The organism is Alphaproteobacteria bacterium (genome assembly GCA_035625915.1).
Lineage (GTDB): Bacteria > Pseudomonadota > Alphaproteobacteria > JACZXZ01 > JACZXZ01 > DATDHA01.
In genome coordinates this window covers 42,568-53,003 of sequence record DASPOR010000204.1, presented here as the reverse complement: position 1 = coordinate 53,003, position 10,436 = coordinate 42,568, and the positions used below count along the sequence as shown (strand labels likewise).

Below are 10,436 nucleotides of genomic sequence, written 5' to 3'. Positions count from 1 at the left end.
ATACCGCAAGGCTTACGGTCATGAGTGCTGGTTGTGCGTTCTCGGTGAGCGTGAGCTCGCTTTCCGGTCCCTCGAACATGAGCTTCGAAAGCTTTTGCTTGAGCGCTTCGTCCACCTCTCCGAAAACGAGCCGGGCACTCTCGAAGCTCTCGAAAAGCTCTCGGCCCATGCCTACCGCTTGGGACCCTTGCCCGGGGAATATGAATGCGCGTGCCATCTATGTCGGACTGTGGTTGCGGAAAATTCGGTCAGTCGGCCGCATCGGGCCTGCCCCAGCAGCTTGGCCGAAGTGGGGTTGAACTCATAGCGCCAAACGCGCCCGTGTCAAGGGAAGGAAAAGGCGCCATGACGCTTCCGCGCGCCGATGGGCCAATGCCGGCCCGAAGCAAAATCTTATCTCCAACAAGGGGATACCGTCGGAAAATCGCAAATACCGGGCTTCGGCTCGGTGCAATATGAAACGCCGGTGCCTTCGCGAGCGCCCGAAATGGGCCTGGGCTCCGGCCTGTTCCGACGGACCGCAATGGGCTCGATGCCCCGTCCTCTATGCGTACCCTTGCGCTCCGAGACCTTATGTGTATATTGCGCGGCTTCGTTACTCCTTGCCGGCCGGTGCCGGCTAGGCTCGGGCGGCTGGCCGGGCGATTGGGCTCGATGCAGCGCCGGGCCGCGAAACAGCCATAAGGAGTCAAAATTTGGCTTTTTACGAAAGCGTGTTCATCGCGCGTCAGGACGTATCGGCCGCTCAGGTCGAGGCTCTGACCGAATCTTTCTCCGGCATCATCGAGACGCAGGGAGGGAAGGTCCTCAAGAAGGAATCCTGGGGCCTTCGGAATCTCACCTATCGCGTTAAGAAGAACCGCAAAGGCCACTTCATGCTTCTCAACATCGACGCTCCGGCGGCGGCGGTGAAGGAGATGGAGCGGAACATGCAGATCAACGAGGACGTGATCCGCTTTCTCACCGTGCGCGTGGAGGAGCTCGAGGCAGGTCCTTCGGCGGTGCTTCAGAACAAGGGCCGGGAAGATCGCGACGACCGGCGGGGCGGGCGTTTCGGCGACGACCGGCCGCGTTTTCGCGACGACGACCGGCCGCGCTTTGGCGGCGGACGCCGCCGCCAGGAGGAAGCGGAGGCCCCCGCCGCCCCAGCGGCGGAAGGAGTTGAGAAATGAGTCCCACGGGAGGGGCTCGCCGCCCGTTCTTCCGGCGACGCAAGAGCTGCCCGTTTTCGGGTCCGCATGCGCCGAAGATCGACTACAAAGACATCAAGCTTCTGCAACGTTTCATCTCGGAGCGCGGGAAGATCGTCCCGAGCCGGATTACGGCGGTCTCCACCAAGAAGCAGCGAGAGCTCGCCAAGGCGATCAAGCGCGCGCGCTTTCTGGCGATGCTGCCTTACGTCATCCAATAGCGGCGGCCGCAAAGGTGCTGGCCCCTTCGGGCCAGACCCGACTTGAGAGTGAGTGCCATGGAAGTCATTTTGCTCGAACGCATCGAGACGCTTGGGAAAATCGGCGACGTCGTGAAGGTGAAGCCAGGCTTCGCGCGCAATTTTCTCCTGCCCCAAAAAAAGGCGCTGCGCGCCACCAAGGCGAACCTCGAATATTTCGAGACGCAGCGCAGCCACCTCGAAGCACTGAACGCGGCGAGGCTCAAGGAGGCATCCGGTTCGGCTGGCGCAATCGATAATATTACCGTGACGCTCATCCGGCAGGCGAGCGAGACCGGCCAGCTCTATGGCTCCGTCACCGCGCGAGACATCGCCAATACGGTTTCGAGTGAGGCACAGAAGGTCGAGCGTCGGATGATACAGCTCAACCATCCGATCAAAGCGCTCGGCCTTCACCCGGTGCGCATCGCATTGCACCCTGAAGTGATCGTAACCGTCACGGTCAACGTCGCCCGTTCCGAGGAGGAGGCCAAGCTTCAGATCGAGCATGGCGGCGCCATCGTCAAAACCGAAGCGCCACCAGCCGAAACCGAAGGTGCCGGCGACGGTGTGGCCGAGGTCCCGCCCGAGGCCGCTGCAACGGCCGAGGCCGCGCCGGCGTCCTGAAGCGGATCTTCGTCCGATCCGTGCGCCGGGCCGATAGGCGCCCTTTTCTTTACGAGCCATCGAACGGTCGTGACGCTTTGTGAGCGTCGTTGCCCATAGGCGTCGGCGAACGGCCTCGCGCTCGGGGCTGTACAGCGCCAAAATCATGCTGTTATATAATGCGTTAGGCGTACTGCACGGTTCATACAGGGATGGATCGTGCAGACAAAATTTGGATAAGCATGGAGGGCAACCATGCTGCTTCGGTACCTGCTTCGGGCAATCGTGAAATCGGGCACGCTCAAGGTCGTCGATGCCCGCGGCGGCACGCACGTATTCGGTAACGGGCAAGCGCCCTTCTCAACGATCAGACTCCACGACCCCGCACTTCACTACAAGCTTTTCCTCCACCCCAGTCTCTATGCGGGCGAAGCTTACATGGATGGCTCGCTCACGATCGAGGAAGGCGATCTCTACGGCTTCCTCGAAATCGTGTTGAGCAACATGGAACGATTGGAGCGTGAGCCCGCCCAGGTCAGACCCTATTTTGTCGAGCGCACGCTCCGGCCCTTTCGCACCTTCAACCCGATTGCGCGGGCAAAACGCAATGCCGCATACCACTATGATCTTTCAAGCTCGCTCTACGATCTTTTCCTCGACAAGGACCGGCAATACTCCTGCGCCTATTTCAGTTCCGACAACGAAAGCCTCGAGCTGGCCCAAGACAACAAGAAACGGCACATCGCGTCGAAGCTCCTGCTCGGTGCGGGGCAGAAGGTGCTCGATATCGGCTCTGGCTGGGGTGGGCTCGGCATGTTCCTGGCGCGCATGGTGGACGGTATCGACGTAACTGGCATCACGCTTTCCGAAGAGCAACTTAAAGTCTCGCGGACGCGCGCCGCGGCGGCGGGCCTCGCCGACCGGGTCCGCTTCGAGCTTCGCGACTACCGCCAGGAGACAGGGCGCTTTGATCGGATCGTTTCGGTCGGGATGTTCGAGCACGTAGGACCGGCCCACTACCAAAGATTTTTCGCCAAGGTCAGAGACCTTCTCGCCGACGATGGCGTATGCTTGCTCCACTCGATCGGCCGGATGGAGCCACCGGGCGGGACGAACGCGTGGCTTCGAAAATACATCTTCCCCGGCGGCTACACCCCTGCCCTTTCCGAGGTTCTGGCAGCCGTCGAGAAAGTTGGGCTTTGGGCAACGGACATCGAGATCCTGCGCCTCCATTACGCCAAGACCTTGCGCGAGTGGCGCCAGCGGTTCATGGCCAATCGAGACGAAGTACGCAAGCTCTACGACGAGCGCTTCTGCAGAATGTGGGAGTACTACCTTGCAAGCTGCGAATGCGCGTTCAAGTATCTCCGGCAGATGGTCTTCCAAATGCAAATTACCAAGCGTGCCGACGCGGCCCCGCTCACGCGCGATTACATGGTCGATTGGGAACGCGAGCATGCGACGGCGCGGAATCTTTCCAACGACGCCTTGGCCTGACCTGAAACGTCCGAGCGCCGAGTCGCGGTCAATTCGATTCTGCGCGCGGCCACCGCATACGCCTGCCGTTTACGCAATGCTCGCCCTGCGATCGACGCTCGACGATGAGCAAGCGAATACAGACGCTTGAGAGTTATCCCCGATATCCTTCCAATCCCGCCGATATCGGCGATTGTATGATGACAATTCGTGGCGCTAAGCTCGCGCCCCATGGAGACTGCGCGAAGGGACAGCACGGTCGCGTCGTTGCATGGCGACGCGGATGCCGCAGCCGGCTTAAGGACACCGCCCCATAACTTCGAAGCGGAGATGGCGCTTCTCGGCGCCATGCTCGCGAACAATCGCGCCTACGAACGCGTCTCGGAATATCTTCGCGCCGAGCATTTCGCGGATACGCGCCACCAACGGATCTTCGAGGCGTGCGCAAAGCTCGTCGAGCGCGGCCAGCTCGCCAACTCGGTAACGCTCAAGGCTTTTTTCGAGCAGGATCGCGCGCTCGACGAGATCGGCGGGACGAAATACCTCGCACGACTCGAAGGGTCGGCGATCAGCATCATCAATGCAAACGAATATGGCCGCACGGTTCACGATCTCTACTTGCGCCGGCAATTGATCGACCTCGGCGGCGAGGTCGTCAATCGCGCTTTTGACGTGTCGGTCGACGAGACCGCGGTTCAGCAGATCGAGGAAGCCGAGCGCAACCTCTACGATCTCGCGACGACAGGCCAGTTCGAGGGCGGATTCATTTCCTTGACCGACGCGATGACGCAAGCCATCGCGTCGGCCGAAGCGGCGTTCAAACGCTCGAGCCACGTGACCGGTGTCACGACCGGCCTCTTGGACCTCGACCGCAAATTGGGCGGGCTCCACCCATCCGACCTCGTGATCCTTGCCGGGCGCCCATCGATGGGCAAGACCGCACTCGCGACCAACATCGCGTTCAATGCCTCCAGGGCATATCGCGAGGAGCCCGACGAACTTGGCAATGCGCGGGTGGCGGAGGGGGCAAAGGTCGCGTTCTTCTCGCTCGAAATGTCGGCCGAACAGCTCGCCAATCGCATTCTCGCCGAGCAGACCGAAATATCGTCGGACCGCATCCGGCGCGGCGAAGTGAGCCGGCAGGATTTCCCGCGCTTTCTCGAAGCGGTGCAGGAGCTCGTGCGCCTTCCGCTCTTCATCGACGACACACCGGCGCTGACTGTTGCGGCCATGCGCACGCGTGCGCGACGACTCAAGCGCCAGCACGGGCTCGGCCTCATCGTCGTCGATTATCTGCAGCTGCTTCAGACCGGCGGGGTCTCGCGCCCCGACAACCGCGTGCAGGAAGTATCGGAGATCACGCGCGGGCTCAAAGCGCTCGCCAAGGAACTCAACGTGCCCGTCCTGGCTCTCTCCCAACTCAGTCGCGCGGTCGAGCAACGCGAGGATAAGCGACCCCAGCTTGCCGACCTACGCGAATCCGGCTCGATCGAGCAGGACGCGGACGTGGTCATGTTCATCTTTCGCGAGGAATATTATCACGAGCGGGCCGAGCCGAAGCAGCGGTCCGACGAAGGCGATGACAAATTCGATGACCGTCACCGCAAGTGGCAGGAGCGTGGCGAGAAAATTCACAACGTCGCCGAGGTCCACATCGCAAAGCAGCGTCATGGCCCGATCGGCAACGTTCCGCTTCAATTCGAGGGTGCGTTGACCCGTTTCGGCAATCTCGAACGCACCGATTATGCGCCGGGTGGGGAGTCGTAACCCCAAGGCTTGCGCATTTCCAACCGATCGTCCTCGGCCCTCGGTTTCTGCACGCCGCCGGAACCGCGAGACAACCCAACGACAAATTGCCAAGATGGGAGCGGTATGCGCCGAACGTTCAAGGCGTCGGACGGACATCGCATGAACATGGGTGAGCACAAAGACGCGATCTTGACCGTCGACCTCGCCGCGATCGCGGCAAACTGGCGCACGCTACGGAACGCCGTGGCACCCGCCGCTTGTGCTGCCGTGGTCAAGGCCGACGCCTACGGACTTGGGATGGGCATGGTGGCGCCCGCACTCGCGGAGGCTGGCTGCCGGACATTCTATGTGGCGCAAATCGATGAAGGCATTTCCCTTCGCGCAATCCTGCCGGATGCGGACATTGCCGTCTTCGGGGGTGTATTTTCGGGCGCTGAGGCTGCATTCATCGAGCATCGCCTGATCCCCGTCCTCAACAGCCTCGACCAGATCGAGCGCTGGGGCGTGGCGGCCGCGCACGCAAAAATGCGACTCCGGGCGATACTGCACGTCGACACCGGGCTCAATCGACTCGGCCTGCCACGCGACGAGGTGGATCGACTGGTCGGCGCACCCGACCGGCTAGCCGCGTTCGATATCCTCGCCGTGATCAGCCATCTCGCTTGCTCCGACGAGCGGCAAAATCCGATGAACCGGCGCCAACTGGACGATTTCAATCGACTGCGCGCCAAACTCCCGCCGGCCCGTGCGGGGATCGCGGCGTCGTCGGGTATCTATCTGACCGCCGCCTACCACCTCGATGAAGTGCGCCCGGGTGCGGCACTCTATGGCGTGGCGCCGCAGCCGGATATTGCGACCCCGGTGGCGCAAGTCGTTCAACTGCATGCGAAAATCCTGCAAGTCCGCAACGTTGACAGTACCATGACCGTTGGCTATGGTGCCGCCTACCGTGCCCGCCGACCGTCGCGCATCGCAACGGTCGGCGTCGGTTATGCGGATGGATATTTCCGTTCCCTCGGCGATTCCGGCGAGGGTTACATCGGGGAATACGCAGCACCTGTCGTGGGTCGCATTTCGATGGACCTTATTACCGTCGACGTTACCGATGTACCCGCCGACTGCGCACATTCCGGCGCAAGCGTCGAACTCCTCGGCCCGCACCGCCCGGTTGACTTGTTTGCCGCTCAGGCTGGCACGATCGGCTATGAAGTTCTTACCAGCCTGGGCGCCGGCAAACGCGTCGGCCGGCGCTATGTGGGCGGCACGCGGTGGGAATAGACGTTCGTGATCGCGTCCTTCCTTGCCATCTTGGGCCGCGTGTTCCTCGGCTTTCTTGCAGCGACCGGCCGCATCGCCATCTTCACCGGCATCTCCCTCTCCCATTGCGTAAGGCCGCCGTTCTTTCTGCGCCTGATCGGGCAGCAGATGATCCAGATCGGCTATTTCTCCCTGCCGGTCGTGGGACTGACGGCGATATTCACGGGCATGGTGCTGGCGCTGCAGAGCTATACGGGCTTTTCGCGCTTCAATGCCGAGTCGGCGATCGCGACCGTCGTGGTCCTCTCAATGACGCGCGAGCTTGCCCCGGTGCTCGCGGGCCTCATGGTGGCCGGACGAATCGGTGCGGCCATGGCCGCGGAGATCGGCACAATGCGGGTAACCGAGCAGATCGATGCGCTCGTCACCCTCTCGACCGATCCATTCAAGTATCTGGTGGCGCCGCGCCTGGTCGCCGGGCTTACCATGCTGCCCCTCCTGGTGCTGGTTGCCGACGTTATCGGGGTCTTTGGCGGATATCTCGTCGGCGTTTACAAGCTCGGCTTCAATCCATCCAACTACATCAAGTTGACCTGGGACTACTTGAAGACGATCGACGTGGTGTCGGGCCTGGTGAAGGCAGGTGTGTTCGGCTTTCTGATCGCACTCATGGGCTGCTATCACGGCTATCACTCCGAAGGTGGGGCCCAGGGGGTCGGGCGAGCCACGACGAATGCCGTGGTTTCCGCGTCGATCCTGATCTTCGCATTCAACTACATCCTGACCGCGATATTTTTCGGCACCTAAGCGCGGCACCGCTCGGTTCGTCGCGCTCTCCGCCCTTGTGGCGGCGCACCCGCAAAGCGCATAATTCCGCGCGCGACGAGCTGCTTATCGGATCATGATCGCAAGCCGTGCTGATTGAAGGAGCGAGCGCGCTCGAATGGCCACAAAAACCCCGAAAATCCGGCTCCGGGACGTGCACAAATCGTTTGGCGCCAAAAAGGTTCTCACCGGCGTCGATTTCGAAATTGCGCCTGGCGAGTCGGTTGTGATCATCGGCGGCTCCGGCTCCGGCAAATCCGTGACGCTCAAATGCATCCTCGGCCTCCTCGAGCCAGAGCGCGGTTCGATCGAGGTCGATGGCCAGGAGATCGTGGGACGTCGGGGGCGCGATATGGAGCATGTTTTGCGAAAATTCGGCATGCTGTTCCAGGGTGCCGCCCTCTTCGATAGCCTCCCCGTATGGGAGAACGTCGCCTTCGGCCTCATCCAGGCCAAGCGTATCGCCCGCGCCGACGCCAAGGAGATTGCGATCAAGAAGCTCGCGCAGGTGGGGCTCGGCCCAGACGTGGGCGAGCTTGGACCGGCGGAGCTTTCCGGCGGCATGAAAAAGCGCGTCGGCCTCGCGCGAGCGATCGCAACCGATCCCGAGATCGTTTTTTTCGACGAGCCGACGACGGGCCTCGACCCAATCATGGGGGATGTGATCAACGATCTCATCCGCAAATGCGTGAACGAGCTCGGTGCCACCGCCCTCTCGATCACACACGATTTGGCGAGTGCGCGCAAAATTGCCGACCGAATCGCGATGATCTATGGCGGAAAGATCATCTGGACGGGGCCGGTCGCAGCCCTCGATCGTGTCGACAATCCGTATGTCGACCAATTCATTCACGGCCGGGCCCAGGGCCCGATACAAATGGAGCTGCGTGCATGATGGGGTTTCCCATCGACTCAGCACCGCGGCGCGCGCGCCGTTTGTGCGGCGGGGAGTGTTAGTGGCGAAGCCTTCGTCGCGCTATGTGTGCCAGGACTGCGGTGCGAGCTACCCGCGCTGGCAAGGCCGCTGCGAGGCATGCGGCGGTTGGAACTCGATCGTCGAAGAAGCCGCGCGCGAAAGTATCCCGAAGGGCCTTGGCGAACGGGCCGGCAAGGCGCTGCAGTTCACGCGACTGGACGGCATTGCTGCGGAGGTGCCGCGCCGGGCGAGTGGCATCGCCGAGTTCGATCGCGTGACCGGTGGCGGATTGGTGCCGGCCTCGGCGATTCTCGTCGGCGGCGATCCCGGCATCGGCAAATCGACGCTTCTCCTTCAAATTGTCGCGCGCTTGGCGCAAGGCGCCAGCGCAGCCTATATTTCCGGCGAGGAAGCGATCGATCAGGTGCGCATGCGGGCAGCGCGCATGGGCCTCGCCAAAGCCCCGGTCGAACTCGCGGCGGCTACCAGCATTCGCGATATCCTCGCGAGCCTCGACCGCCCCGACGGCCCCGAGGTCGTCGTCATCGATTCGATCCAGACGATGTATGTCGACAATCTCGAATCTGCACCCGGGACCGTGGCCCAAGTGCGAGGCTCGGCGCAGGAACTCATCAGGGCAGCCAAACGCCGTGGGACCACGGTGCTGATGGTCGGCCACGTCACCAAGGAAGGGCTGATCGCCGGCCCGCGCGTGCTCGAGCACATGGTGGACACGGTGCTCTATTTCGAAGGGGAACGCGGACATCAGTTCCGAATCCTGCGCGCCGTCAAGAACCGCTTCGGGCCGACCGATGAGATTGGCGTATTCGAGATGACCGACCGTGGCCTCTTGGAAGTCGGGAATCCGTCCGCCCTTTTCCTCGGTGAGCGGGATCGCGCGGTGAGCGGTGCTGCCGTCTTTGCCGGGATCGAGGGAACGCGGCCCATGCTTGTCGAGGTGCAGGCGCTTATTGCGCCTACTTCGTTCGCGACACCTCGCCGTGCCGTGGTCGGATGGGACACGGGGCGTCTCGCCATGGTTCTTGCCGTGCTCGAGGCGCGGTGCGGGCTTGCCCTTGGGGGCCGCGATGTGTATTTGAACGTCGCGGGCGGGCTTCGGATTGCGGAGCCGGCGGCAGATCTCGCGGTTTCGGCGGCAATCGTATCGTCCGTCACGGACCGACCGGTGCTGCCTGAAACAGTGATTTTCGGCGAAATCGGGCTTTCGGGCGAGATCCGTCCCGTGAACCATATGGACCACCGCCTCAAGGAGGCAGCCAAGCTCGGTTTCAGTCGCGCGGTCGTGCCGCGGTCGCCCCAAAGGCGGGGCGCTGCGGGAACGGGTGCTACCGCCGGGGGATTGCGGCTCACCGAGATCGGGCACCTTTACGAGCTTGTTGCTCTTTTCGAGAACTCCGAAGACGGCTTCGGCGCCGTCGACGGCCCTGTGCGCAATGCCGCGGCAAGAGGATAGACAAGCCAGATCATGATCCCGACCGACATCGTCGTCATTATCATCATTCTCCTTTCGGCCCTCTTCGCCCTTATCCGAGGCTTCGTGAAGGAAGTGCTCAGCGTGGTCGGCTGGGTGGGTGCGGCGTTCGCTACGCTCTACCTTTTCTCGTACGTGACACCTTGGTTTCGCAACTTCATCGCGATTCCATGGCTGGCCGATGGCGCGGCAGGGGTCACGATCTTCGTGATCGCCCTTGTGATTCTCTCCGCTATCAGCCATGCGATTGCGCAGAGAGTTCACCAAAGCAGTTTTTCAGCACTCGACAAGTCGCTCGGGCTCGTGTTTGGCCTCGTGAGAGGAATCGTGATCGTATGCCTGGGCTACCTGGCACTCGGTTGGGCCGTCTCTTCGCCCGACGACTACCCGAGCTGGGTGAAGGAGGCCAAGACCGCCCCGCTTGTCGAGCGCGGTGCGCGGATGATCGAGCAGCTCATCCCCGAAAGCGAGCGCCGTCGCGCCCTTCAGGCGGTTGGCGACGCCGAGTCGAAGGCGCGCAACGGAATCGACGCGGCGCAGGCCGTCCAAAGACTCGCAAAGCCCGACGCCAAAGCTGATGCACCCAAGGACCAACAGGGGTATAAGCCGGACGAGAACAAGGAAATGGACCGGCTTTTCCAGAGCAACCAGTGAGCGCCCCGACGCTTCAGGAGATGACGGGAACA

The 10,436-nt window shown here is 62.2% G+C and carries 11 protein-coding genes; 10 read left to right on the top strand and 1 reads right to left on the bottom strand.

From position 1 onward, the window contains the following. Window positions 1-217, bottom strand: a 217-nt coding sequence (locus VEJ16_16335; GenBank protein HYB11231.1) for an acyltransferase domain-containing protein, incomplete at its 3' end; no start/stop codon positions are given. Window positions 218-695: 478 nt separating this feature from the next. Between VEJ16_16335 and rpsF the strand changes: the two genes are divergently transcribed. The 10 genes from rpsF to VEJ16_16285 all read left to right on the top strand — a co-directional run bounded on the left by rpsF (window position 696) and on the right by VEJ16_16285 (window position 10,404). Continuing rightward, the gene (gene rpsF / locus VEJ16_16330) at window positions 696-1,172 is read left to right on the top strand and encodes a 30S ribosomal protein S6 (protein ID HYB11230.1); all 477 of its coding nucleotides are present in this window, start codon (window positions 696-698) and stop codon (window positions 1,170-1,172) included. Continuing rightward, the gene (gene rpsR / locus VEJ16_16325; GenBank protein ID HYB11229.1) at window positions 1,169-1,411 is read left to right on the top strand and encodes a 30S ribosomal protein S18; all 243 of its coding nucleotides are present in this window, start codon (window positions 1,169-1,171) and stop codon (window positions 1,409-1,411) included. The genes rpsF and rpsR overlap by 4 nt, the downstream gene beginning before the upstream one ends. A gap of 57 nt (window positions 1,412-1,468) precedes the next feature. After that, window positions 1,469-2,056 (top strand): 50S ribosomal protein L9, encoded by a 588-nt coding sequence (gene rplI, locus VEJ16_16320; protein ID HYB11228.1) that lies wholly within the window; start codon window positions 1,469-1,471, stop codon window positions 2,054-2,056. Window positions 2,057-2,290: 234 nt separating this feature from the next. Further along, window positions 2,291-3,532, top strand: a complete 1,242-nt coding sequence (locus VEJ16_16315; protein HYB11227.1) for a cyclopropane-fatty-acyl-phospholipid synthase family protein — start codon at window positions 2,291-2,293, stop codon at window positions 3,530-3,532. A 210-nt stretch (window positions 3,533-3,742) separates the two neighbouring features. Continuing rightward, complete coding sequence (locus VEJ16_16310) at window positions 3,743-5,278, top strand: replicative DNA helicase (GenBank protein HYB11226.1); 1,536 nt, start codon at window positions 3,743-3,745, stop codon at window positions 5,276-5,278. Between the two features lie 105 nt (window positions 5,279-5,383). Then, entirely contained in the window at window positions 5,384-6,538 is a 1,155-nt protein-coding gene (gene alr / locus VEJ16_16305; GenBank protein ID HYB11225.1) for an alanine racemase, read from the top strand. Between the two features lie 9 nt (window positions 6,539-6,547). Further along, window positions 6,548-7,324, top strand: a complete 777-nt coding sequence (locus tag VEJ16_16300) for an ABC transporter permease (protein ID HYB11224.1) — start codon at window positions 6,548-6,550, stop codon at window positions 7,322-7,324. 136 nt (window positions 7,325-7,460) lie between these two features. Further along, window positions 7,461-8,237: an ATP-binding cassette domain-containing protein gene (locus VEJ16_16295; GenBank protein ID HYB11223.1), complete on the top strand. Its 777-nt coding sequence runs from the start codon at window positions 7,461-7,463 to the stop codon at window positions 8,235-8,237. Window positions 8,238-8,298: 61 nt separating this feature from the next. Then, on the top strand, window positions 8,299-9,732 hold the full coding sequence (radA, locus tag VEJ16_16290) for a DNA repair protein RadA (protein HYB11222.1): 1,434 nt from the start codon (window positions 8,299-8,301) through the stop codon (window positions 9,730-9,732). Between the two features lie 12 nt (window positions 9,733-9,744). Beyond that, window positions 9,745-10,404: a CvpA family protein gene (locus tag VEJ16_16285; protein HYB11221.1), complete on the top strand. Its 660-nt coding sequence runs from the start codon at window positions 9,745-9,747 to the stop codon at window positions 10,402-10,404. Window positions 10,405-10,436 lie beyond the last annotated feature (32 nt).

What these genes read in the sequence shown, in the direction of transcription:
- rpsR (HYB11229.1), top strand. Translation starts at nt 1,169, where the DNA reads ATGAGTCCCACGGGAGGGGCTCGCCGCCCGTTCTTCCGGCGACGCAAG.
- rplI (HYB11228.1), top strand. Translation starts at nt 1,469, where the DNA reads ATGGAAGTCATTTTGCTCGAACGCATCGAGACGCTTGGGAAAATCGGC.
- VEJ16_16315 (HYB11227.1), top strand. Translation starts at nt 2,291, where the DNA reads ATGCTGCTTCGGTACCTGCTTCGGGCAATCGTGAAATCGGGCACGCTC.
- VEJ16_16310 (HYB11226.1), top strand. Translation starts at nt 3,743, where the DNA reads ATGGAGACTGCGCGAAGGGACAGCACGGTCGCGTCGTTGCATGGCGAC.
- alr (HYB11225.1), top strand. Translation starts at nt 5,384, where the DNA reads ATGCGCCGAACGTTCAAGGCGTCGGACGGACATCGCATGAACATGGGT.
- VEJ16_16295 (HYB11223.1), top strand. Translation starts at nt 7,461, where the DNA reads ATGGCCACAAAAACCCCGAAAATCCGGCTCCGGGACGTGCACAAATCG.
- VEJ16_16285 (HYB11221.1), top strand. Translation starts at nt 9,745, where the DNA reads ATGATCCCGACCGACATCGTCGTCATTATCATCATTCTCCTTTCGGCC.